We start from the raw sequence: 23,133 nt of genomic DNA, 5'->3' as shown, positions 1-23,133 counted from the left end.
CTGCTCGGCGGCACTCGCCGTCGGCGACGATCGGATCGGCGCGGTCTGCGCTCGGATCGGTGCGGCCGGCGCTCCGACCGACACGGACGTGACCCGGTTCCGTTCGCTTCGCCTCCGTGTCGACCCCGCTCGTCGCGATTCCACACCTACTTATCCGCGACCGCCGACGGGCCGATATGAACCTCGCCGATTCGCGCGTCCTCGTCACCGGCGGCGCCGGTCTCGTCGGAAGCCACCTCGCGGCCGACCTGCTCGACCGCGGCGCGACGGTCCGCGTCGCCGACGACCTCTCGAAGGGGACCCGCGACCGCGTCCCCGAGGGCGCGGCGTTCGTCGAAGCGGACATGACCGACCCCGACGACGTGGCGCGCGTCGTCACCGACGACCTCGATGTCGTCTTCCACTTCGCGGCGTACACCGACACGAACTACGACGACGACCGCGCGCTGTTCGAGGAGAACACCGAGATGACGTACAACGTCTTGGAGCGCATGCGCGAGGTCGGCGTCGATCGCTTCGCGTTCACCTCCTCCTCGACGGTGTACGGCGAGGCGCCGCGACCGACCCCCGAGGACTACGCCCCCCTCGAACCGATCTCGATGTACGGCTCCGCGAAGCTCGCGGACGAGGCGCTGATATCGACGTTCGCGCACTCCTACGGCGTCCGGTCGTGGGTGTTCCGGTTCGCGAACATCGTCGGCCCGCGCCAGCGCGGCAACGTGATCCCCGACTTCATCGAGAAGTTAGCCGAGGATCCGACCGAACTGGAGATCCTCGGCGACGGCCGGCAGGAGAAGTCGTACATGCACGTCTCGGAGTGTGTCGACGCCATCCGGCACGTGGTCGAGAACGCAGACGCCGCGTACAACGTCTACAACCTCGGGACGCGGACGACGACCTCCGTCACCGACATCGCCGACATCGTGAGCGAGGAGCTCGGCGTCGACCCGGAGTACGCCTACACCGGCGGCGACCGCGGCTGGACCGGCGACGTACCGAAGATGCGGCTGTCGATCGAGAAGCTCGCCGCCCTCGGGTGGGAGCCGTCGGTCGAGAGCGACGCGGCGGTTCGGCGCAGTGCGCGCGAGCTGATCGACGAGATCGTGGAGTAGCGCGATCCCCTCCGACGAACTCCGCCGGTCGGGTGCGGACCGCGGAGGCGCTTCAGTCCCGCCGCAGGCGAACCGAAGGGGGTCCCGAACGCCGACCGGATCGCTCGACTGCCGAAACTGTCCCGATAACCGACCGGAGGCGGCGGCGTCAACGGAGCGATACGGACGGCTGTTGCGCACAACCCGGTGGGTTTCCCGTGGCGGTGTCGCTCGCGGTTCGATCCGCGTCTCCGCCCGCCGCGCCGCTTCGGAAGGGCCTTTTAACCCGCCCGTCGAACGGACGGTATGTTCCGGCAGTTCCGGTCGGAGGTCGAGGCGGCGCTCGCGGACGCGCTCGACTCGCTCGCCCTCCCGACCGACGACCTCGGCATCGAACGCCCGCCCGACGACATGGACGCGACGCTCGCCTCCAGCGTCGCCTTCCGACTCGCGGGCGAGGTCGGCGACGCGCCGCCGAACGTCGCGGCGACTGTCGCCGAGGCGGTGTCGGTCGGGAACGCGGACTACGTCGCGAGCGTCGACACCGCGGGGCCGTACGTCAACTTCCACGCGAACGAGCGCTACCTCGCCGACACGCTCGACGCGGCCGCGGTCGACGCCGACTACGGCGCGCTCCCCGACCGCGACACGAGCGTCGTGGTCGAACACACCAGCGCGAACCCGACCGGCCCCGTCCACGTCGGCCGCGCGCGCAACCCCATCGTCGGCGACGCGGTCGCGAACCTCCTCGCGTACGCCGGCTACGACGTGGACCGCCACTACTACGTCAACGACGCGGGCCGGCAGATGGCCGTGTTCACCTGGGCGTACGAGCGGTTCGACGAGTCGGACCTCGACGCGGAGCCCGCCCGCGACCGCGCCGAGTACGACCTCGTGCGCTACTACCGGAAGGGGAACGCCTTCTTAGAGGAGGCGGACGACGACGCGGTCGAGGCCGCGGAGGCGGAGATCCAGTCGATCCTCCAGGGGCTCGAGGCGGGCGACGAGGAGACGTACGAGCGCGTCGGCGAGGTCGTCGACGCCGTCCTCGGTGGAATGAAATCGTGCCTCGGCCGCCTCCCCGCGGAGTTCGACGAGTTCGTCAAGGAGACGCGGTTCATGCGCGACGGATCCACCGACGACATCGCGGGCCGGCTGAAAGAGACCGACCACGCCGTCTACGAGGAGGACGCCTGGCAGCTGGAGCTCGACGAGTGGGGGATCGACAAGAACCTCGTCTTCCTGCGCTCCGATGACACCAGCCTCTACACCACCCGCGACCTTGCCCACCACGAGTGGAAGTTCGCGAACTACGACCGCGCCGTCACCGTCCTCGGCGAGGACCACAAGCTCCAGGCCGACCAGCTCTCGGCGACCCTCGAACTGCTCGGCAACGACACCGACCGCCTCGGCCACGTCATCTACTCGTACGTCAACCTGCCCGACGGGAAGATGTCGACCCGGAAGGGGACGGGCGTGATGCTCGACGACCTCCTCGACGAGGCGATCGACCGCGCTCGCGACGCCGTCGAGTCGCGCATGGACGACCGCATCCGTGACGACGACCTCACCGACGAGGACGTCGAGCGCATCGCCCACCAGGTCGGGATCGGCGCGGTCCGGTACGACATCGTCTCCAAACAGCCCGCGAAGGCGATCACCTTCCAGTGGGAGGACGCGCTCGACTTCGAGGCGCAGTCGGCGCCGTTCGTCCAGTACGTCCACGCGCGCTGCGCCGGCATCCTCGGCGAGGCGGCCGCCGCCGGGATCGACGTGCCGGGCGTGACGGCGGACGCCGACGGCGAGGTCGACCCCGACGCCTTGGACGTCGACGCGGGCGCGCTCGAAACCGACGCGGCCCGCGAGCTCCTCCGCGAGGTCGCGCGCTTCCCCGCCGCAATCGAGGCCGCCGCGGACGACTTGGAGCCGCACACGATCGCGACGTTCACCCGCGAGTTCGCGGACGCGTACAACGCCTTCTACCGCGAGTGCCCCGTCGTGACCGCCGAGACCGAGGCCCTGCGGGACGCCCGGCTCGCGCTCGTCGCGGCCGCGAAGCACACGATGGCGAACGCGCTCGACGTGCTGGGCGTCGAGGCGCCGGAGTCGATGTAAATCGAGGGTATCCCGCCCTCCGTCGCCCGGAGCGGGGCTCCGAGCGATCCACCGCCAAACGCGGCCGAGACGGACGCTTCCGCCCGTATCGACAGGTCAAAGATTACTTACACGCACGCGACCGTATTCGGAGTAATGAGTAGCGACGCACAGGAGGCGAACGCGGACCGCCGGAAGTACGAGTTCCGCAAGGTCATCGAGGAACTCAAGGAGTACGAGGGCTCCGGCACCCAGCTCGTCACCATCTACATCCCCGAGGACAGGCAGATCTCCGACGTGGTGGCGCACGTCACCCAAGAGCACAGCGAGGCGTCCAACATCAAGTCCAAGCAGACGCGGACGGCCGTTCAGGACGCGTTGACGTCGATCAAGGACCGGCTGCGCTACTACGACACCTTCCCGCCGGACAACGGGATCGTGATCTTCTCGGGCGCCATCGACAGTGGCGGCGGCCAGACCGACATGGTCACCCGGACGCTGGAGTCGCCCCCGCAGCCCGTCGAGTCGTTCCGCTACCACTGCGACTCGGCGTTCCTCACCGAGCCGCTCGAACACATGCTCGAGGACTCCGGGCTGTTCGGGCTCATCGTCTTGGACCGCCGCGAGGCGAACGTCGGCTGGCTGAAGGGGAAACGCGTCGAGGCGGTCAAGTCCGCCTCCTCGCTCGTCCCCGGCAAACAGCGGAAGGGGGGTCAGTCCGCACAGCGATTCGCCCGCCTGCGCCTCGAAGCGATCGACAACTTCTATCAGGAGGTCGCTGGGATGGCCAACGACCTGTTCGTCGACAAGCGCCACGAGCTCGACGGCATCCTCGTCGGCGGTCCCTCGCCGACCAAAGACGAGTTCCTCGACGGCGACTACCTCCACCACGAGCTTCAGGACAAGGTGCTCGGCAAGTTCGACGTGGCCTACACCGATGAGTCCGGCCTGAAAGACCTCGTCGACAACGCCAGCGAGGCGCTCGCCGACCAGGAGATCGTCGAGGACAAACGCAACATGGAAGAGTTCTTCGAGAAGCTCAACACCGGGCAGGAGGCGACCTACGGGTTCGAGCAGACCCGCCGCAACCTGATCATGGGATCGGTGGACCGCCTGCTCATCTCCGAGGACCTTCGCTCCGACGTCGTCGTCTACGAGTGCCCCGACGGCCACGAGGAGTACGAGGTTATCGACGCCCGCCACTCGACGCCGGACCACGAATGTAGCGAGTGCGGCGAGGCGGCCGAGGTCGAGGAGCGAGAGGACGTCATCGAACACCTGATGGCCATCGCCGAACAGCGCGGGACGGACACGAAGTTCATCTCCACGGACTTCGAGAAGGGCGAACAGCTGCTCGACGCGTTCGGCGGCATCGCCGGTATCCTGCGGTACTCGACCGGAGTCTAAGGACCTCTGGAGAAGTTTCTGCGGCCGTTTTACTGCTGTTCCGGCTCGACCGGCCCCGGCGCGATCTCCAAACACGCGCAGGCGTCGGACTCCGGGTCGAAGCAGTCCGGACACTCCGGCTGCCGGTCGATGATCGTGTCGAGCCGCTCGGCGACCGTGTCGTCGATGACAGCCTCGAGCTCCCGGGCCTCGGCCTGATAGTCCTCGACCGCGAGGACGTTCGCGAGGAACCGCTCGATGATACAGTAGGTCTGGAGGGCGTCCCTGGCCCGGACGATGCCGTCGTCGGTCAGCTTGACGCCCTTGTACTTCTCGTGTTCGGCGAGCCCGCGCTCTTCGAGCTTGCCGATCATCTCGTTGGCGCTGGCCGGGCTGACGCCGAGCGCATCGGCGATCGACCCGGTCGAGGCGGGTCCGTCTTCGCTGTCCTGTACGACGTATATCGTCTTGAGGTACTGATCTGCGGTGTTCACGGCTGTCCTCCGTCGGCGCTCGTCGGCGACTCGTCTGTCCGGTTCATCGGCGCTCCATGACCTCCGTGACCTCGCGTACGCCCTCGGCCTCCTCGTCGCGGATCGCCGTCAGGGTCGCGATCAGCTCCTCGCGGTCGACCGAGAACGACCCGTCGGACCCCTCGATCGCCTCGATGAGGTCGTCGTAGAACTTGTACGCCGTCTCCTCGTTGCACAGCTGGTCGTACAGCACGTCGTCGAAGTCCTCCGGCCGCGTCCGTCCGTAGCGGGCGTCGACGAGCGACTCGATCTCGTCGAACGGGACGCTGTCGACGCCGAGCCCGTCGATGAGCGACTCCAGCCGCTCGCGGTGGTCCGCCGACTCCTCGGCCGCATCCGCGAGGAGCGTCTCCACCTCCGCGTCGAGTTCGGCGTCCAACTGCTGGTAGTGGCGATGCGCTCGCGCTTCGACGACCTCCTCAAGCACGATTCCGATCTGGAGCAGCCGCGCGAGTTGGTCGTCGGAGGCGACCCGCTGGCTCACGCTCACCGCGACCACCCGAGACGGCACGATACGCGGGTTCGCATACGAACAACTCGGGCGTCGTCGGTCTTAAGCGGTTCCCCTCGCTCGCCGGTCGCTCCGGGACTCCGGGCGGGGCTGAAAAAATCCGTTCGGCGCCGACGGCTTACTGGAGCCGCTCGAAGACGAGCTCCTCGACGTCGTCGCGGAACTCGTCGACCGCGATTTCCTCTAGGACGGGCACGAAGAAGCCCTCGACGAGCATGTTCCGGGCCGTCCGCGAGTCGATCGAGCGGCTCTCGAGGTAGAACAGGTCCTCGGCGTCGACCTGTCCGACCGTCGCGGAGTGGGACGCCTCGGTGTCGTGGTTGTGGATGATCAGCTTCGGCGACGCGTCGGCCTCGGCGTCGTCCGACAGCATCAGCGTGTTCTCGCGCTGGTAGCTGGAGGTGTTCCACGCGTCCTCGCCGACGTCCTGAACGCCCTCGTAGACGGAGCGCGCCACGTCGTCGAGCACGCCGCGGGTGACGAGGTCGGCGGTCGTCTGCTCCGCCTGGTGCCACACGCGGGCGTTGATGTCGAAGTGCTGGTCGTCCGTGCCGAAGAACGTCCCGACGATCTGGCTCTCGGAGCCGTCGCCCTCGAGCTCGGTTTCGATGTCGGAGCGGGTGAGCTTCGAGCCGAAGTTGCTCTCGATCCAGTCGACCGTCGCGTACGTGTCGGTCACGCCGCGCTTCAGCGAGTAGGTGTAGGCGTCGTCGTCGAGGTTCTGGAGCGAGCCGAACTGGACGTTCGAGTTCTCGCCCGCGACGACTTCGACGAGGTTCGAGAAGTACCGGTCGCCGCTCACGTCGGCGTCGCCCGACGTGATCGACTCGAGGATCGTCACCGACGACGACTCCTCGGCGACGACGAGCGTCTGGCTGAACAGCGAACGGGAGTTCATCTCCGCGCGCACCGTCACGTCCTCGACGTCGACGCCCTCGGGAACGTAGACGAACGTACCGGTGGTGAACAGCGCGACCGAAAGCGCCGTGAGATAGTTGTGTTCGGGGTCGAGGACGGAGCCGAAGTTCGCCTCGATGACGTCGCCGTACTCGGCGAGCGCCTCGGTGAACGGCAGCACGACGACCTCGTCGTCGCCCGCGGTCCGCTCGGTCTCGTCCGCCTGGTTCAGCGGGTCGACGAGCGACTCGAAGTCCAGCGCCTCGAGGTCGGTCCAGCGGCGGCCCGGCGTCTGGATGACGTCGGGCAGCTCCGCGGTCTCCAGCGCGGCCAGCGCGTTCAGACGGGTCTCCAAGAGCCACTCGGGCTCGTCGCGTTCGTCGGCGATGCGTCGTACCGTGTCCTCCGAGAGGCTCTCGATTGCTTGCGTGCTCATGTTATCCGAGCGAGCCCTCCATCTCGAGTTCGACGAGGCGGTTCAGCTCGACGGCGTACTCGATCGGCAGTTCCTCCGTGATCGGCTCGATGAACCCGGAGACGATCATCTGTTTGGCGTCGTCGTCGTCGAGCCCGCGCGACTGGAGGTAGAAGATGTCCTCGTCGCCGATCTTCCCGACGGTCGCCTCGTGGGCGACGTCGACTTTCGACTCGTTGATCTCCATGTACGGCATGGTGTCTGACGTCGACTCGTTGTCGAACATCAGCGCGTCGCACTCGACGGCCGTCGAGGAGTTTTCGGCGCCGTCCGCGATGTGGACGAGCCCGCGGTAGTTGGTGCGGCCGCCGTCCTTCGCGATCGACTTCGACTCGACCGTGGACTTGGTCTCGGGCGCGTTGTGGTACACCTTCGCGCCGGTGTCGATGTCCTGGCCCTCGCCCGCGAAGGCGATGGTGATGTGGTTGTCGGAGGCACCGCGGCCCTTCAGGATCGTCGAGGGGTACAGCATCGTCGCCTTCGAGCCCATCGAGCCGGAGATCCACTCCATGCGCCCGCCCTTCTCGGCGATGGCGCGCTTCGTGTTGAGGTTGTACGTGTTCTTCGACCAGTTCTGGACGGTCGAGTACTGGACGTGGGCGTCCTCGCCCACGAACACTTCGACGCCGCCCGAGTGGAGGTTGAACGCCGAGTACTTCGGCGCGGAACAGCCCTCGATGTAGTGGACCTCGGAGCCCTCCTCGGCGATGATGAGCGTGTGCTCGAACTGACCCATCCCCTCGGAGTTCATCCGGAAGTACGCCTGGACCGGCATCTCCACGGTGGTGTTTTCGGGGATGTAGACGAACGAGCCGCCCGACCAGATGGCGCCGTGAAGCGCCGCGAACTTGTTGTCGCTCGGGGGGACGCACTTCGTCATGAAGTGCTCGCGGACGAGTTCTTCGTGCTCCTGGACGGCCTTGTCCATGTCACAGAAGATGACGCCCTTCTCCTCCCACCGCTCCTGCATGTTCTGGTAGACGATCTCGGACTCGTACTGCGCGCCGACGCCCGAGAGCGCGTTCTTCTCCGCCTCCGGGATGCCCAGCTTGTCGAACGTGTCCTGGATCTCCTCGGGGAGGTCTTCCCAGCTCTCGGCGCCGCCGCGGGCCTCGATGTCCGGGCGGATGTACGGTACGATCTCGTCGATGTCGATCTCGGAGAGGTCCGGCTGGCCGGGCCAGTCGGTCGGCATCGGCATCTCCTGGAACTGCTCGAGCGCGCGCAGGCGTCGCTCCAGCATCCACTCCGGTTCGTCCTTGTCCTCCGAGATGACGCGGACCGTCTCCTCGGTGAGACCCTTCTCGGTCTGGAAGGCGGACTTCTCCTCCTTCTTGAACTCGAAGCGAGCCTCGGTGTCTGTCTCCTTGAGGTCGTCCTGTTGTGAACTCATAGTGTATTGTTACTGATTCCCGTGTTTACGTGTGTCGCGTGCCCACATTCGGTTACGCCGCCTCGTAGGCGTCTTCGCGGACCCAGTCGTACCCCTCGTCCTCGAGCTTCTCGGCGAGCTCCGCGCCGCCGCTCTTGACGACTTCCCCGTCGAGCATGACGTGGACGTGGTCGGGCTCGACGTAGTCGAGGATGCGCTGGTAGTGCGTGATCTGGAGGACGCCCGTGCCCTGCTCGTCGCGGAGCGCGTTGATCCCTTTCGAGACGTCTTTCAGGCGGTCGATGTCGAGCCCCGAGTCGATCTCGTCGAGCACGGCGACGCTCGGCTCCAGCATCGCGGCCTGGAGGACCTCGTTCTGCTTCTTCTCGCCGCCGGAGAACCCGGCGTTGAGGTAGCGCTGCATGAACTTCTCGTCCATGTCGAGGAGCTCCATCTTCTCGGAGAGAATCTCCTGGAACTCGGCGACGCCGATCTCGCCGTCGTCGGCGGGGCCCTCCATTGGGGAGGTCTCGTACCCCTCGTCGTCGTCCTCGGCCTCGGCCTCGGCGGCCTCCTCCTCCTCGTCTTCGAACAGCTCCTCGCGCTCGTCCGCCTTCGCGTTGAGCGCCTGTCGGAGGAAGTTCGTCATCGTGACGCCCTCGATCTCCGCGGGGTACTGGAAGCCGAGGAAGATGCCGAGCGCGGCGCGCTCGTTCGGCTCCAGCTCTAGGAGCTCCCAGTGATAGTCCTCGTCGTCGAGGTCGACGTCCACGTCGGCGACGTCGGCCTCGTCGAGGTGGAGCAGAATCTCACCGCCGGTGACCTCGTAGGCGGGGTGGCCGGCGATCACTTTCGCGAGCGTCGACTTCCCCGAGCCGTTCGGTCCCATCAGCGCGTGGATGTCGCCCGACTCGACGGTCAGATCGACGCCGAGAAGGATGCGTTCGCCGCCCTCTTCCGCCACTCGTGCGTGAAGATCGTTGATTTCGAGAGTAGCCATATGTATTCTCGTGCCTCGTACATCGATGGTGGGGGTTGAGGGGGTTAATGGTTACGCATCTCCCCGTCAAAAATCGCATATCGACCAAGAAATTTTCTAGCAATCGAAAAGTGCTTTCCAGAGAGCGCGTTCGCGCTCGTCGGCAGTCACATGAACGAGCCGAGTCCGGTCTGTTCTTGCCCCGTCTTCACCTCCTCCCACGACATCCCGAGCGCCTCGATCACGCGCTCTATCGGCCCCTTGAGCGTCTTGTCCAGCATCTTCTCCCAGTCGACCTCGAACTCCTCGGGCACCTGATCGGCGTACTCGAAGCAGATCACGTCCGGGTCGCGCTTGAACTCCCCGTACAGGGGGTCGCGCTGGGGGTCGAGCCCTTCCTCCTCCTCCATTCGCGTCCAGAAGTCCGGGTGGACCTTCTCGATGTACAGCCGCTTCGGCTTCGACCCGCTCCCGAAGTTCGTCCCGAGCATGCGGTTGGCGTACTTCGCGCCGCGGACCTGCGCGGTCGGCGTGTCGTAGGCGTCGAGCTGCTTGCCGATCCCGCCGGGGATCCCGATCTCGTCGAGGTCCACGTCGCCGTCGAGCACCCGCGCGATGACGCCTTCGAGGTACGACTTCACCTCCTCCATGTCCTCGTCGATGTCGTCGCCGGTGACGATCGTCTCGATGACGTTCTGTTGGACCTCTTTCGTGATCCCGGCGATATCCGAGCGCTTGTACTCGAAGCCGGTGATGTCGATGTCGTCGACGTCTTTCCCCTCCTTCCAGACGATGTGGCCCGCGTACCGCTTCTTCTTGCCCGCCTGGAAGAAGCGCCGGTAGAGCTTCTCGAACTCGATCTCGAAGCGGTGCTCGTCGGCGTTGAGCTCGTCGCGCGCGAAGTCGTCGTAGCGCTCGTTGATGTGGTCCTCTATCTCGAAGGAGGTCTCGATCGCCTCCCGTTCCGACATGTCAGAAAGGGATAACATAACCGAGTCGGTGTCACCATAAGCTACCTGATAATTAAGCTCTTCTGCCGCCTCCTCCGTGAAGTCGATGACCTCGCGGCCGGTCGCAGTAACGGCTGCCGCGCCCTCTTTGTCGTAGAGGCGGAACCGATCCCATCCCGTAACCCCATATAACGAGTTCATAATAACCTTGACAGCTCCCTGCTGCCGGTCGTACTGCTCGTACGGCTCGGTGCCCGGGTCGTGGTCGTTCCGGAGCGCCTTCTTCTCCTCGCGCTCGGAGAGCAGCTCGTCGACCATCTCGCGCATGATCCCGTCCGGCTCCTTCCGGAAGTGGGTCCCGTTGGGCGCGACGTACGTCTCGCCGCCGTACTCGTCGGGGTCGACCTTCGTCTCCGGGCCGGCGTTGATCGTCACCATACACATCGGGTAGAGGCTCTTCAGGTCCTGGACCGTCACCATCTCCTTGACGCCCGTGATCGGGTCGAAGACGGCCCCGCCCTCGAACTCCTCCGACTCCTGTTGGCCCTTCGTCGGGAGAGCGAACTTCCCGAACGCCTTGTGGAGGACGTACATGTCGACGGTGTCGCCTGGCGTCGGCGCGTCCTCGATCTTACAGCCGACGAAGGTGCGCACCTCGTCCCAGAACGCGATCACGTCCTGCTTGCGGTCGATCTCCACGCACAGCTCCACGTCGCGGATGCTGTACTCCAGTAAGCGCTCGGGGTCCTGCTCCCAGAGGTCGCCGATGTCGCCCGTGTAGCGCTCCTTGCCGACGCCGAGCTCGCGCTCGCCGACCGCGTCGAGGCGGTACGACTCCAGCTCGGTGAACATCGTGCGTTTGTAGGCGTACAGCAGGTCGAAGACGACCCGGCCCTTCACGTCCGGGCCGCCCCAGCCGGAGCGCCACACCTCGCCGATCCGGGAGAGCCGGTCGACGTCGAGGTCGTACTCGCTCCCGTCGTCGAGCACCTCCAGCCGGTCGAGGACGTACGGCGCGTCGAAGTCCTCGAAGTTCCACCCGGTCAGGAGGTCCGGGTCGGTGTCGTCGATGTACTCGACGAACGCGTCGAGCATCGCGGCCTCCTCGTCGAACGTGCGGACCCTGAAGTCGACCTCTGCGCCGTCGCCGACGATCCCCTCGTACTCCGGGAGGTCTTCCGGCGGGGGAATCTCGGCCTCCGGCGCGTCGTACAGCCAGACGACGTACTCGTCCTCGTAGGAGTCGTGGCTGGTGAGACAGATGATCGGCTCCTCGCCGTCCTCGGGGAAGCCGCGGCGGTCGTCCACCTCGATATCGAAGGTGTTCACGCGCAGGTCGGCGTCGACCTCGGCCGGTTCGAGGTGCCCCTCGTGGACCTGAATCGTCTCTTCCCCGTCGTCGAGGCGCCGCTCCTCGACGCGGATGCCGCCGTTGATCCCGTTGTCGATCAGGAAGCGGTTCGGGAAGAGGATGTCCGCCTCGAAGCTGGTCGCGAAGTCGTCGCGGATGTTCCCCACGTCGCGCGGGGTCCGGGTGACGATCCGGGTGAGCGGCTCGCCGCGGATGCTCTCGTAGGGCTCGCCGTCGGGGCCCGCCTCGCGCGTCCCGATCACCACGTCGTACTCATCGACGGGGTCGCGGTCGAGGTCGGCCGTCGGGACGTAGAAGTACGGCTCGACGCCCAGCACGCGGAGGTGTTCGACCACGTCGTGGTCGGCGTCCTCGACGTGTTCCGCCGGTCGCCGGCCGAACACGTGGACGACCGGGTACTCGTCGCTGCCGTACCCCTCGACGGCGTAGTCGATCTGGGTGATCATCAGTTCGACGGTCCCCGTCGACTCCGGGAACTTCGCCTCGTCCACGTCGACCACGTCGTTCACGTGGCCCCGTCCGCCCCCGGCGACGACGGCCGCCTCCTGCGCGGCCAGCTCCTCCCGTTCGGTGTCCGTGTCGCCGTCGGCCTCGCCGTCCGCGTCCCCGGCCGACGAGAAGTCCGACAGCCCCGACTGAGTCATATCCGTCCTTCGGCGTCACCCGGCTAAAAAACACGGCTTTCGGGTGCGGCGAGGTATCCCGCCACGGAAAGGCATATATTGTGTGACTTCTTACCACGGCCCATGTCTTCGGACCCACGTTCCGGACCCCAGGCGGCTCGCCCGGCCGACTCCGACGCGGTCGATGCCGAGGTGGAGGTGTACGAGGACGACGGGAACGTGGTGCTTTTCGACGCGACGAACCCCCTCGCCTGGGTCGAAGCGAGCCGAACGGTGCGGCTCGCCGACGCGCTCTGACCGACCCGCCGACCCTGCGCGCTCCGTCCGTATCCTCCCGTAGCCGCGGCGTCGCCCGGACGGAACCCCTTTGCCCCGGCCCGGCGTAGGTCCGGGCGTGTTCAGCCTCGACGAGGACGACGAGGGCGAGATCTCCGTCGGCGAGAGCTCCGACGCCGAGCGGGAGATGACGCCCGACATCCCCAAAGCCCCGTCGGTGAAGACGTTCGACGACGGCGGCGACTTCGAGGGGGCGAGCGACGTCGACCAGGGGACCCTCCGCGCGTTCGTCGTCGCCGTCGTCTACGCCAACGCCGCCGTCCTCCTCGTCGCGCTCGGCCCCATGGTGTGGTTCTTCGAGGGGTGGTCGCGGGCCGGCCCGGCGCTGCTCGTCGCCGGTCTCCTCGCCGGGGTCCGAACGTACCAGACGTACCGGTCGTGGCGGCGCTCGCAGGGCGAGGCCGACGAGTCGGAGTCGGATCCCCCCGAAGAGGCCGACGACACTGATGCCGACTCCACCGCTGATCCCCCGGAAGCGTAATGTCCGACGGGGCGCTGGTTCGACCATGCAGACGGTCCGCGACGGCGACGGCGAGACGTACCTCCTCGTGAAGCGATCCGCTGAGTCGAGTCGCGTGCGCGACCCCGCGACCGGCGCGGAGCGGTACGTCGACAACGAGGAGCTCAGCGTCGTCGACGGCGAGTCGCCGCTCGCGACCGCCGCTTCGGGCGTGCCGGAGCCGGTCCGCCGGACGCTCGGGGCGGTCCGCGACGACCGCTCGCTCGGCCTGCTCGCGGTGGTCGTCGACGAGGGACCGATCGCCGCGATCGACCTCCTCGACGCGGCCGACATGTGCGAGTCCGACCTTCACGGGACGCTCACGGAGTTCCGTGCGGCGGGACTGGTCGACGAGGCCGAGGTCGCGGGGCGACGCGGCTACGAGGCGACCCCGGTCGCGGCCGAGGCGCTGGGGCTGTTGCGGGACGGGTCGGCGGACGAGGGCGACGAGGTTGGTGAGGGCGACGGCGACTGATATCTCACATATAACCGCGATCTGCGGCCAGCTGCGGCTGTTCGTTTATAAATTGTTGATCTAGATCGACGGCGAACAGCTCAAAGCCCCGGCCGCGAGGCTGCCCCTTTGAGCCCCACCCGACCGCGACCGCACGGCACCTCACGCCTCCCCAGCCTCGTCGGGCGCGTCCTTCGGGCTCCCTTCGGTCGCCCTCGGAGCGCCCGGCTCCCTCGCGCGTGCTCCTCGCGGCCGCCGGTGGCGGCCGCTCGCAGGCACGCGCCGACGTGGAGGTGCGAGCCGTCGCCGCCGTCCCTCTCAGCGGCGGCGTCGCCGCGGGCTTCTACCGTTCCTGCCGCCGTCTGATATATATAAAAGGACCCGGTGAAGCGGCGGTGACGCTCAGTCGTCCGCGAGCGACGTGACGTCGAGCTCCGCCGCGTCCTCCCGGCGGACGGTCGAGCGGTTCGAGCGCGGGTCCTTCTCGACGGTGACCAGCTCGTCGGCTGCGCCCACCAGCTCGTCGTCGTGGCTCACGATGACGATCTGGCGCACGCCGAACCCGCGCATCTCCTCGACCAGCCGGACGAGCCGCGAGACGTGCCCGGAGTCGAGGAACACCGTCGGCTCGTCGAGGATGAGCGGCGGCGTCGGCGCCGCGCCCTCGATCCCCTCCGAGAGCAGCCGGTAGATCGCGCAGCGCAGCGAGAGGTTGAAGAGGGCGCGCTCCCCGCCGGAGAGCTGCTCGGGGTCGAGCGGCTCGCCGTCCTTCTGGTAGACGGTGAGGACGTACTCGCCGTCGAGCTCGATGTGCGAGTAGGCGTCGTTCCCGTAGACGAGCTCGAACGTCTCGTTGAGCGTGCGCTCCAGCTCGGTGACGTTGCGCTGGCGGAGCTCCGCCCGCAGGTCGCCGTACATCGTCTCCAGCTCGCTCGTCTCTTCGTGGAGCGTCTCGAGCGCGTCCACCCGATCGCCGAGCGCTTCGCGCTCCTCCCGGAGCCCCTCTAGCTCGCGGATGTCGCCTTTCACTCCGCCGATCGCGTTCTGAAGCTCTTCTCTCCGCTCGTCGAGTCGCTCGAGCTCGCCGGCGACCCTCTCGAGGTACTCCACCGCCTCTTCCTTCCGCTCTTTCGCCGTCTCGACGGCGGACTCGTCGACGGCGTCGGCGAGCTCGTCGCGCCGCTCGCGCTTGTCCGCCAGTCGGTCGCGCCGCTCGTCGTTCACCTCCGCCAGGTTCTCGCGCTTCTCGCGGCGCCGCTCGATCTCGTCTTCGGCGTCCGCGATCGCCGACAGGCGCTCCTCGACCGCCGTCACCGCCTCACGGGCGTCCGCGACCGCCTCCAGATCGGCTTCGAGTTCCTCGACGCGCGCCGCGGCGGCCTCCGCCTCCTCGCGCTTCTCCGCGGCGACCTCACGCGTGTCCTCGGCCTCAGCGCGGAGCTCGGCGGCGCGCTCGCGTTTCTCCGCGGCCTGCTCGCGCTTCCGCTCCGCCGCCGCGCGCTTCTCCTCGGCGCGCTCTTCGAGGGTCGCGATCCGCTCGTCGATCTCGTCGAGTCTGTCCGCCGCGCTCGCGAGCTCGTCCAACTCCGCGACCTGCTCGTCGAGGTCGCCCTCGCGCTCGCGGGCGGCCTCCAGCTCGGATTCGAGCTCCGCCACTCGCTCGCGATCCTCGTCGATCCCGCTCGCGTGCGGCGAGTCCTCGACCGGCTGGCCGCACTCCGGGCACTTCCCGGCCGCGAGCAGCGCCTCCGCCTCCTCGACGCGCTCGCGGGCGTTCTTCAGCTCCGCCGACAGCTCGGCGATTCGCTCGCGGATCTCTCCCCGCTCGTCGCGCAGCGTCTCGCGCTCGTCGGCGACGCCGTCGCGGTCGACGTCGGCGGCCGCGAACCGTTCGCGGAGCTCCGCCGCCTCCTCGCGGAGCGTCCCGATCGACGACTCGCGCTCCGCCGCCTCCTCCGCCGCCGTCTCGGCCTCGTCGTCGAGGTCGTCGGCCTCGGACTCGATCTCCTCCGCGCGCTCGGTGCGGTCGTCGGCCTTCCCGGCGAGGTTCGTCGCTTGGTTCCGCAGCCCCTCGGCGTTCACCCGCGCGTCGTCGAGGTCCGTGCGGACCGATTCCTCACGGTCGTCGAGTTCCGCGCGCCGGTTCGCGACGGCCGCCTCGGTCGGCGCGTCGAGGCCGGCGTCGTCGAGTCGGTCGTCGATCGCGGCCTCGACCTCGGCGATCCGCTCGCGGGCCTCGCCGCTCGCGTCGCGGTGGTCGTCGCGATCGCGCTCGGCCTCCCGGATCGCGGCCTCGATCTCGTCGATCTCGGCCTCGACCGACTCCAGCTTCTCCCGCTTTTCCGCGTGGGTCTCCAGCGTCTCCGCGGCCGCGTCGCGCGTCTCCTTCGCCTGCTCGCGCTGGGCCTCGTACCGGTCAATGTCGTCGGTGACGTCGCCGAGCTCGCCCTCAAGCTCGTTGAGCCGCGCGTGGAGGTCGCGGTCCTCCTTCGCGGCGATCTGCTCGTCGAGCTGGTCGAGCCGCCCGCGGCGGTTCTCCAGCACGTCCTCGACGCCGAGCCGGGCGTCACCGGCGCGCTCGCGGTACTCCTCCAGCTTCCCGAGCTGGAGGAGGTCGTCGATCGTGTCCTGCCGCTCCCGGGGCGTCGCGTTGATCAGCTTGTTCACCTCGCCCTGCCGGACGTACGCGCAGTTGACGAACGCCTCGGCGTCCATGCGCAGCAGTTCGGTGACGAACTCGCGGACGGCGCGCGCGCCGTCGCGGGCCACGTCGCTCTCGTCGGTCGACTCGAGCGTACACTTGTGGTCGATCCGACCGTCGTACGATTTGAGTCGCCGCTCGACCCGGTAGGAGACGCCGTCGTGGGTGAACCACAGTTCGACCTCCGTCTCCTCCTCGCCGTTCGTGATGACGTCTCCGAGGGTCCCGTCGAGCGCCTTCGACCCGTACAGCGCGAAGAAGCAGGCCTCAAGCAGCGACGACTTCCCGCTGCCGTTGAGCCCGTGGATCACGGTGACGCCCTCGGTCAGCCGCAGGTCGGTGTCGCCGTACGGCTTGAAGTTCGCGAGGCGGACGCGGTCGAACTTCACAGGTAGTCCTCCATGGAGACTTGGCCATCCGTCGACGCCGGGTCGGAGTCCTCGGGCTCCGCGGCCTCCGGCTCGGTGTTCGGCTCCGCCGGCTCCGACGCGTCGCCGTTCGGTTCGGCTCCGCCGCCGTCCCATTCGTCTCCGTCGGCGTCCGATTCGGCTCCGTCGCCGCCGGCCTCGACGGCGTCGAACGCGTCGAGATCACCGTCTCCGTCCACCCGCTCCTCGACCCTGCGTTTCACCGTCTCGCGGACGTTCGCGTCGGAGACGGTGTCCTCGCGGACCGCGCGCTCCACGTCGCGCGCGGCGGTCGAGAGCGCCATCTCGTCGAGTCGGTCGCGGACCGCGTCCTCCGGGTCGGCGAAGCTCACGTCCACCTCGCCGTCGGCGTCGACCTCGCGTCGGTCGACGACGCGCGCGATGAGCGCGCCCTCGTCGGTCGCGAACTCCTCGACGGCAGCCGGCGTCACCGGGTCTCCCTCCCCGGTGATCTCCACGTGGACGACCGCCTCCGCGAGGTCGAACTCGCGCACGCGCTCGCGGACCCGCGACTCGCCCTCGCCCTCGCGCAGTTCGACGGAGACGAAGACGAACGGGCGCGTGTCGAGCGCGCGGCGCCGGATCTCCACGCGGTCGTCGCCGCCCCCCGTGTCGGCGTCGAAGGCGACGAGGTTGTAGCCGCGGCCCTCGCGTTCGCTCGCGCTCGCGCGCTCCGTCGACCCGGGGTACGTGACCCACGTGTCTGCGACCTCGGCGGTGTCCGGGGTGTGGTTGTCGCCGAGGAGCATCGCGTCGAAGGCGACGTCGCTCTCCGTCAGCACGGTCTCGGTGTCCCAGTCGGCGTAGCCGAACGGCTCGAAGAGACCGTGCGCGACCAAGGCGGCGTAGTCGGCGTCGTGGTCGGCGAAGGCGTAGTCGAGGTCGTCGCGCCGCGAGACGGGGACGTGGTCGAGGCCGTAGAAGGCGGTGTCGCCCACGACGACCGGCTCGTCGCCGAGCCGCGTGGCGAGCCCCAGCCGCTCGAAGAGGTCGAGCCACTGGCCGCCCCGCGTCGACTCGTGGTTACCGACGACCGCGAGGAAGGGGATTCCGGCGTCGTCGAGCCGACGGAGGACGGAAATCGTCCCCATCAGGTCTTGGAGGTCGGGCCGGCGGTCGTGGAAGAGGTCGCCCGCGTGGACGACCGCGTCGACGCCGCCGTCGACCGCGTCGTCGACCACGGCCTCGAAGGCGTCGAGGAAGTCCTGGCGTCTGACCGGCGAGTGGTACTGCGAGTACCCGATGTGGGTGTCGCCGGTGTGGATCACCCGTGTCATCTGTCCGCGTCTTGGCCGGTGTCCGGCTTAGGGATTCCGGGGCCGGAGCGGAAGTGATCGCGCTCGGCGCCGCCGGCTCGGTCGCCGATGCTGTCTCGGTCGGCGTCGCTCCCGGCGTTCGCCTCGCGGTCGTTTCCGGGGGCGTCGCCCGCCGCCGCCCGCCGGAACGACCGGTACGCGGCGAGCGCGCCGCGCCCCCGCTCGACGGCGGCGTCGTCGTCCGCGCGGTCCGCGGCGTCAATCGCTTCCGCCAGCCCGTCGAGCCCGATCGCGTCGACGAATCCGGCCGCGCGCCGGAGGTCGGATCGCGCGGCGTCCGCCTCGTCGATCACGGCGACGTACGGACGTCTCGCGGTGTCGGTTCGAGTCGCGAGCGCGGCCAGCGCGCGCTTGACGGCGGTAGTCGAGACCACGGGACGACTGCCGCGGTATCGCCGATAAATCGTCGCACGCGGGCGGTCCGGGCGTCAGCGACGGCGGCGGATCGGGCGGTCCGCGCTCAGATACCCAGCGAGTACAGCCGCTTGCGGGCGTCAGTGAAGGAGAACCGCGAGTCGACGACATCCTCCTCCTCGAGCCGCGACAGCGCGTACCGGACCGTCCGGGGCGGGAGCAGCGTCTCCTCGGCCAGTTCGCTCTGCGTCAGCGTGTCGTTGTAGTCTAACACCTTCGCGACCAGCTTGGCGCTCGGCGGCAGGTCGCGAACGGCCGCCCAGCGGTCCGCGGTCCCGTCGTCGGCGGTGACGGCGTCGGTCGTGCTCATTCGTATACCGATCCTTGCCATGCCGGATAATAATATTTACTATCCATTTTGATTACTACTGGAAATTATCTCCCGTCAAACCCGCGAATCAGCGTAGACCCGGACCGCCGTCGTTCGGTGGTTCGCCGGCGGTACGGCCGCCATCGTGCCCCCACCCGAAGCCTCTTATCCGCGAGACCCTTTAATAAACACAATGAGCGATACGGTCGACGACGTCGACATGCCTTACGAGGGCTCGGCGTCGAAACAAGAGAAGATCGACTCCTTACAGGAGCGGCTCGACGTCCTCGAGTCGCAAAACGAGGAGATGCGCGACAAGCTCCTCGACGCCAACGCGGAGAACAACAAGTACCAGCAGAAGCTCGAGCGGCTCACTCACGAGAACAAGAAGCTGAAGCAGTCCCCGCTGTTCGTGGCGACGGTCCAAGAGATAACGCCCGACGGCGCCGTGATCAAACAGCACGGGAACAACCAGGAGGCGCTCACCGAGATCACCGACGAGCTGCGCGAGCAGCTCGACCCCGACGACCGCGTCGCGGTCAACAACTCGCTTTCGGTGGTCAAGAAGCTGGAGAAGGAGACCGACGTCCGCGCCCGCGTGATGCAGGTCGAACACTCCCCGGATGTCACCTACGCCGACATCGGCGGGCTCGAAGACCAGATGACGGAGGTCCGCGAGACGGTCGAGATGCCCCTCGAACACCCCGACATGTTCGAGGACGTGGGCATCACGCCCCCGAGCGGCGTGCTGCTGTACGGCCCGCCTGGCACCGGAAAGACGATGCTCGCGAAGGCGGTCGCCAACGAGACGGACGCGACGTTCATCAAGATGGCCGGCTCCGAGCTGGTACACAAGTTCATCGGCGAGGGCGCGAAGCTGGTCCGGGACCTGTTCGAGGTCGCCCGCGAGAACCAGCCCGCCGTCCTCTTCATCGACGAGATCGACGCCATCGCCTCGAAGCGGACGGACTCGAAGACTTCGGGCGACGCCGAGGTCCAGCGCACGATGATGCAGCTACTCAGCGAGATGGACGGCTTCGACGAGCGCGGCGAGGTCCGCATCATCGCCGCCACCAACCGCTTCGACATGCTCGACCCCGCGATCCTCCGTCCCGGCCGCTTCGACCGGCTCATCGAGGTTCCCAAGCCGGAGACCGAGGGCCGCGAGATCATCTTCCAGATCCACACCCGCAACATGAACCTCGCCGACGGGGTCGACTTCGCGGAACTCGCCGAGCTGACACCGGACGCCTCCGGCGCCGACATCAAGGCGATCTGTACTGAGGCCGGGATGTTCGCTATCCGCGACGACCGCACGGAGGTCACGCTCGACGACTTCCTCGAGGCCCACGAGAAGCTCCGGCAGGACGAGGAGACGAACGCCGACGACTCGCTGGCGTTCGCCTGAGACCCGGACGACCACAGATCGAGACCCGCCGATCGCTGTTTTCACCTCTCGGTCGTTGACGAAAGCGCCCCGCTACAGCGCCGTGACGGCTAGATACGGGACGACGAAGACCAGCAGGAACACCAGTCCAACCGCGATACCGTAGCCGGCGCCGACGCCGGCGAGCGCGAGCCACCCGTCGTCGAGCGCGTCAGCGATGTACATAGCGGAGGGATCGCCGCCCGGAAGTTAAATCTGTACGCTCACGTCCGGCGTGGACGCCTCGCCCCGCCGGCCCGCCGCGTCGATCGCGGTCACACGTCCCCGGCCATCGCCCGGAACAGCCCGTCGGCGAGGGCGTCGCGGTCGACGGTCTTCGGCTCCTCCCCGGTGGGGTCGAGCTCCGGTTCGATCGTACCGCCGCCCATCCGGGAGTGCCCCCCACCGTTCCCGTTGTCGACGTCGTCCAGCACGGCCGCTATCGCGTTACCCATGTGGACCCGATCGTCCCGCGAGCGTCCCGAGAGGTGGACGGTCTTGTCTCGCTCGCCGATCACCACGACCGCGCTGACTCCTTCCAGCTGGATGAGTTCGTCCGCGGCCTGCGGGATCGCGTCCACGTTGTTCACGCCGCCGACGTCCGCGACCGCGAACGACCCCTCGATGCGACGGCCGGCGATCGCCCGGGCCTTCACCTCCAGCACCTCCGCGTCGACCGCCGGGTTCGCGATCCGGTCGAGCCGGTCCTGATCGACGCCCGGATAGAGGTACGCGGCCGCCGCGAAGTCGGGCTCGCTGGCGCCGACGGTGAGGTGTTTCGTGTCGGCCAAGATCCCGTACAACAGCCCGGTCGCCGTGTCCGTCGACAGCGTCAGGTCGCTCCCGGTCTCGCTCGCGTGTTTGTCCGGCGGGACGGGGACCGCGTCGTTGTCCTGAAAGTACTCGGCGACGACCGACGCGCTCGCGCCGTAGTCGGTCCGTACGTCGGTGAACGATCCACCGGCGCCGTCGCCGGGGTGGTGATCGACGACGGCCATCGGCAACACGCCGTCGGCGCCGGCAAACCCCCGCGGCTCGTTGTGGTCGACCAAGACGACCGATTCCGACGCGAGGTCGCTCACGTGTTCGATCGGCTCCAGTTCCAAGTCGAGGACCGTCCGGAACGCCCGGTTCTCCTGATGACGGATCTGACCGGGGTACTGGACGGTTGCGTCGACGTCCACCTGATCGGCGAGCGAGGCCACGCCGACCGCGGCCGACATCGCGTCGGGGTCCGGGTTCGGGTGCATCAACACCGTTATCTCGTCCTCGTCGGCCAGCAGCCGGCGGAACCTGACTCCAGGCGTCCGGCGGGCACGGAGCACGACGAGCCCCACGGCGACGACGATCAGGACGATGAGCGCCCCGGCGACGGCGATCTCCGGGTTCTCCCGGACCATTGCCTCCGCCTGCGAGAGTCGGTCGCCGACCGCGCTCATCGCTCGCATGCGCTGTGTTGAGTCGCTCCCGACACATGAAGGTTCGTTACCGTTCTGACGGAGTGAAACCGACGGAACCGACCGCGGTCGGACGACGACGGGCCGAACCGGCCGCCGTCCGTCCGAGACGCGCTACTCGGTCCGCGTCCGGTACGCTCGCACCGCGTCGCGGTAGCCGGACCGGAACGTGGGATGAGCGAACTCGTAGCCGAGCTCGCGGAGCAGCGCGTTCGAACAGCGCTTGCTGGTTCGGATCCGGCGCTCCGCGGCCGCCGAGAGGTTCCCCACCGCGATCCGCTCGTCCTTCGACAGCTTCTCCGGGCGCCGGACGCCGCAGGCGTCCGCGAGCCAGTCGGCGAACACGTGCTTGCCGACCGGCTCGTCGTCAACGACGAGGACGACGCGGTCGCGTGCGCGGTCCGTCTCCAGCAGATGTCGAATCGATCCCGCGGCGTCGTCGCGGTGGACCATGTTCAGGTAACCGGCCGTCACCGGGCCATCCACGTACCGATCCAGCCGGTAGCGTTCCGGCCCGTACAGCCCCGCGAACCGGACGACGGTCCCGTCGATCCCGGCGTCGGCCGCGCGCTCCGTCGCGATCCGCTCGGCCTCGGCGAGGACGCGGGTCTTCTCCGTGGTCGGGTCGACCGGCGTCTCCTCGTCGACCCACCCGCCGTCGTGGTCACCGTACACGCCCGTCGAGGAGGTGTACACGAGCCGGTCCGGCGGCGCGGCCCGCGAGCCGTACTCGTCGACGACGTTCGCCAAGCCGTCGACGTACACTTCCCGGGCCGCGTCGGCACCGCGGCCGCCGGAGCTGGCCGCGAAGACGACCGCGTCCGCGTCCGGTAGCGCCGAGAGCGACTCGGGATCGGTCGCGTCCGCCCGGACGGCCTCGACCCCGGAGCCGACCGCGTCGACCGCGTCGAGGCCGGCGTTTGACCGGCGGACACCGACGACCTCGTGGCTGCGGGCGTCGAGCTGTTCCGCCAGCGCCAGCCCGACGTAGCCGCAGCCGACGACGACGACTCTCATGGCTTCCGACGCTCGATGACCGCGAGTATCTCCGCGAGCTGGCCAAGAGTTAATCTGGTCCGCCCCTCCAGCGCCTGTTGGACCTCCTGCCCGGTGAGGTCGGCGTCGATCCGCGCGGCGATCGCGTCGACGTCGAGGACGGCGGTCGCCATCCCCATCAGGAGGTGATCGCGCACCTCCGCGACCATCGCGTCGGCGTCGCGCCCCGGCTCCGCCGCCGCGAGGACGGCCGCCGCGTCCGCGAGCGAGAGCGCCGCGACGTCCCCGTCGCGGACGGCGCTCGCGTCCGCTTCCGTCAGGCCGACCTCGCCGACGAGCCGGTCGCCGTCGACGCCCGACGCGGCCTCCGTGACCAGCGTCTCGAAGGCCGCGAGTAACTCCGCCGCCGCCGGTTCGTCCGCGTCGACGTCGGGCCCGCTTCCGCGGTCGTCAACGACCTCGTGGAACATACTCCCTCTGGGTCGCGCCGTCGCAAAACGCCTGCGGTCGGCC

At 68.3% G+C, this 23,133-nt stretch carries 21 protein-coding genes; 7 read left to right on the top strand and 14 right to left on the bottom strand.

What is annotated here, in order from left to right:
• Positions 1–176 precede the first annotated feature (176 nt).
• The 3 genes from EXE41_RS07100 (at position 177) to prf1 (ending at position 4,592) form a co-directional block, all read left to right on the top strand.
• Positions 177–1,112 carry an NAD-dependent epimerase/dehydratase family protein gene (locus tag EXE41_RS07100; RefSeq protein WP_049932311.1) on the top strand — a complete coding sequence of 312 codons (936 nt, stop codon included), beginning with the start codon at positions 177–179 and terminating at the stop codon, positions 1,110–1,112.
• 285 nt (positions 1,113–1,397) lie between these two features.
• On the top strand, positions 1,398–3,206 hold the full coding sequence (gene argS, locus EXE41_RS07095) for an arginine--tRNA ligase (protein WP_137690641.1): 1,809 nt from the start codon (positions 1,398–1,400) through the stop codon (positions 3,204–3,206).
• Positions 3,207–3,341: 135 nt separating this feature from the next.
• Entirely contained in the window at positions 3,342–4,592 is a 1,251-nt protein-coding gene (prf1, locus tag EXE41_RS07090; RefSeq protein ID WP_137690640.1) for a peptide chain release factor aRF-1, read from the top strand.
• Between the two features lie 29 nt (positions 4,593–4,621).
• On the opposite strand, the gene EXE41_RS07085 is transcribed toward prf1, so the two are convergent.
• The 6 genes from EXE41_RS07085 to EXE41_RS07060 form a co-directional block, all read right to left on the bottom strand.
• A complete protein-coding gene (locus EXE41_RS07085; RefSeq protein ID WP_049932320.1) occupies positions 4,622–5,065 on the bottom strand; it encodes a metal-dependent transcriptional regulator in 444 nt (147 codons plus the stop codon).
• A gap of 43 nt (positions 5,066–5,108) precedes the next feature.
• On the bottom strand, positions 5,109–5,594 hold the full coding sequence (locus EXE41_RS07080; protein WP_137690639.1) for a ferritin-like domain-containing protein: 486 nt from the start codon (positions 5,592–5,594) through the stop codon (positions 5,109–5,111).
• A 139-nt stretch (positions 5,595–5,733) separates the two neighbouring features.
• A complete protein-coding gene (sufD, locus tag EXE41_RS07075) occupies positions 5,734–6,948 on the bottom strand; it encodes a Fe-S cluster assembly protein SufD (protein WP_049932321.1) in 1,215 nt (404 codons plus the stop codon).
• A gap of 1 nt (position 6,949) precedes the next feature.
• Entirely contained in the window at positions 6,950–8,380 is a 1,431-nt protein-coding gene (sufB, locus tag EXE41_RS07070) for a Fe-S cluster assembly protein SufB (RefSeq protein ID WP_129452286.1), read from the bottom strand.
• Between the two features lie 52 nt (positions 8,381–8,432).
• Positions 8,433–9,359 carry an ABC transporter ATP-binding protein gene (locus tag EXE41_RS07065; RefSeq protein WP_049931712.1) on the bottom strand — a complete coding sequence of 309 codons (927 nt, stop codon included), beginning with the start codon at positions 9,357–9,359 and terminating at the stop codon, positions 8,433–8,435.
• Between the two features lie 146 nt (positions 9,360–9,505).
• Entirely contained in the window at positions 9,506–12,304 is a 2,799-nt protein-coding gene (locus tag EXE41_RS07060; protein WP_086216172.1) for a DNA-directed DNA polymerase, read from the bottom strand.
• Positions 12,305–12,406: 102 nt separating this feature from the next.
• Here EXE41_RS07060 and EXE41_RS19235 point away from each other — a divergent pair, with 102 nt between their 5' ends.
• From EXE41_RS19235 to EXE41_RS07050, 3 genes are all read left to right on the top strand, one after another.
• Positions 12,407–12,580: a hypothetical protein gene (locus tag EXE41_RS19235; RefSeq protein WP_167373101.1), complete on the top strand. Its 174-nt coding sequence runs from the start codon at positions 12,407–12,409 to the stop codon at positions 12,578–12,580.
• 97 nt (positions 12,581–12,677) lie between these two features.
• Positions 12,678–13,100, top strand: coding sequence for a hypothetical protein (locus tag EXE41_RS07055; RefSeq protein ID WP_086216173.1), 423 nt, complete (start codon positions 12,678–12,680; stop codon positions 13,098–13,100).
• 25 nt (positions 13,101–13,125) lie between these two features.
• Positions 13,126–13,593 (top strand): hypothetical protein, encoded by a 468-nt coding sequence (locus EXE41_RS07050; RefSeq protein WP_137690638.1) that lies wholly within the window; start codon positions 13,126–13,128, stop codon positions 13,591–13,593.
• A 381-nt stretch (positions 13,594–13,974) separates the two neighbouring features.
• On the opposite strand, the gene rad50 is transcribed toward EXE41_RS07050, so the two are convergent.
• The 4 genes from rad50 to EXE41_RS07030 all read right to left on the bottom strand — a co-directional run bounded on the left by rad50 (position 13,975) and on the right by EXE41_RS07030 (position 18,741).
• Entirely contained in the window at positions 13,975–16,662 is a 2,688-nt protein-coding gene (gene rad50 / locus EXE41_RS07045; RefSeq protein WP_137690637.1) for a DNA double-strand break repair ATPase Rad50, read from the bottom strand.
• Complete coding sequence (gene mre11, locus EXE41_RS07040; RefSeq protein WP_137690636.1) at positions 16,659–17,978, bottom strand: DNA double-strand break repair protein Mre11; 1,320 nt, start codon at positions 17,976–17,978, stop codon at positions 16,659–16,661. The genes rad50 and mre11 overlap by 4 nt, the downstream gene beginning before the upstream one ends.
• Positions 17,975–18,391, bottom strand: coding sequence for a hypothetical protein (locus tag EXE41_RS07035; RefSeq protein WP_094592910.1), 417 nt, complete (start codon positions 18,389–18,391; stop codon positions 17,975–17,977). The genes mre11 and EXE41_RS07035 overlap by 4 nt, the downstream gene beginning before the upstream one ends.
• Before the next feature lie 86 nt (positions 18,392–18,477).
• A complete protein-coding gene (locus EXE41_RS07030) occupies positions 18,478–18,741 on the bottom strand; it encodes a helix-turn-helix domain-containing protein (RefSeq protein ID WP_049931722.1) in 264 nt (87 codons plus the stop codon).
• Positions 18,742–18,934: 193 nt separating this feature from the next.
• Here EXE41_RS07030 and EXE41_RS07025 point away from each other — a divergent pair, with 193 nt between their 5' ends.
• A complete protein-coding gene (locus tag EXE41_RS07025; RefSeq protein ID WP_049931723.1) occupies positions 18,935–20,149 on the top strand; it encodes a proteasome-activating nucleotidase in 1,215 nt (404 codons plus the stop codon).
• A gap of 72 nt (positions 20,150–20,221) precedes the next feature.
• Here EXE41_RS07025 and EXE41_RS19890 read toward each other — a convergent pair whose 3' ends face one another.
• The 4 genes from EXE41_RS19890 to EXE41_RS07010 all read right to left on the bottom strand — a co-directional run bounded on the left by EXE41_RS19890 (position 20,222) and on the right by EXE41_RS07010 (position 23,090).
• Positions 20,222–20,353 carry a hypothetical protein gene (locus EXE41_RS19890; RefSeq protein ID WP_254921855.1) on the bottom strand — a complete coding sequence of 44 codons (132 nt, stop codon included), beginning with the start codon at positions 20,351–20,353 and terminating at the stop codon, positions 20,222–20,224.
• Positions 20,354–20,442: 89 nt separating this feature from the next.
• Positions 20,443–21,615 carry a bifunctional oligoribonuclease/PAP phosphatase NrnA gene (locus tag EXE41_RS07020; protein WP_049931724.1) on the bottom strand — a complete coding sequence of 391 codons (1,173 nt, stop codon included), beginning with the start codon at positions 21,613–21,615 and terminating at the stop codon, positions 20,443–20,445.
• 123 nt (positions 21,616–21,738) lie between these two features.
• Entirely contained in the window at positions 21,739–22,641 is a 903-nt protein-coding gene (locus EXE41_RS07015; protein ID WP_086216870.1) for an NAD-dependent epimerase/dehydratase family protein, read from the bottom strand.
• Entirely contained in the window at positions 22,638–23,090 is a 453-nt protein-coding gene (locus EXE41_RS07010; protein WP_086216871.1) for a DUF5791 family protein, read from the bottom strand. The genes EXE41_RS07015 and EXE41_RS07010 overlap by 4 nt, the downstream gene beginning before the upstream one ends.
• Positions 23,091–23,133: the final 43 nt, after the last annotated feature.

Origin of the sequence: Halorubrum sp. SD690R (genome assembly GCF_005435035.1) — an archaeon.
Lineage (GTDB): Archaea > Halobacteriota > Halobacteria > Halobacteriales > Haloferacaceae > Halorubrum > Halorubrum ezzemoulense.
The sequence above is the reverse complement of the archived record's forward strand: the minus strand, read 5'-3'. Positions and strand labels throughout refer to the sequence as shown.